Annotated in this window: 1 protein-coding gene; it reads left to right on the top strand. The window is 65.8% G+C overall.

The window, feature by feature from the left end; all coding sequences use genetic code 11:
* Window positions 1-549, top strand: a 549-nt coding sequence (locus ASJ79_RS25430) for an MspA family porin (protein WP_067961423.1), incomplete at its 5' end; no start/stop codon positions are given.
* Window position 550 lies beyond the last annotated feature (1 nt).

The following is a 550-nucleotide window of genomic DNA, read 5'->3' as shown; positions in this document are numbered from 1 at the left end:
GGGCTGGACAACGAGCTGAGCCTGGTCGACGGCCAGGGTCGGACGTTGACGATCCAGCAGTGGGACACGTTCCTCAATGGTGTTTTTCCGTTGGACCGCAACCGTCTGACCCGTGAGTGGTTCCACTCGGGCAAGGCGACCTACATCGTGGCCGGTGAGGGTGCCGATGATTTCGAGGGCACGCTGGAGCTGGGTTACCAGGTGGGCTTCCCGTGGTCGCTGGGTGTGGGCATCAACTTCAGCTACACCACCCCGAACATCGCGTTCGACGGCTGGGGCCTGGACGACAACCTGGCCGACAGCATCGTGACCCCGCCGCTGTTCCCGGGTGTGTCGATCTCGGCTGACCTGGGCAACGGCCCGGGTATCCAGGAGGTCGCCACCTTCTCGGTGGACGTGGCCGGCCCCGGTGGTTCGGTGGCGGTGTCCAACGCGCACGGCACGGTGACCGGTGCTGCCGGTGGTGTGCTGCTGCGTCCGTTCGCCCGGCTGATCTCGTCGACCGGTGACAGCGTCACCACCTACGGCGAGCCCTGGAACATGAACTGAC

It is taken from the genome of Mycobacterium sp. NAZ190054 (genome assembly GCF_001545925.1).
In the GTDB taxonomy this organism is placed as follows: domain Bacteria; phylum Actinomycetota; class Actinomycetes; order Mycobacteriales; family Mycobacteriaceae; genus Mycobacterium.
Note: the sequence above shows the minus strand (reverse complement) of the source record. Positions and strands in the feature narration are given on the sequence as shown.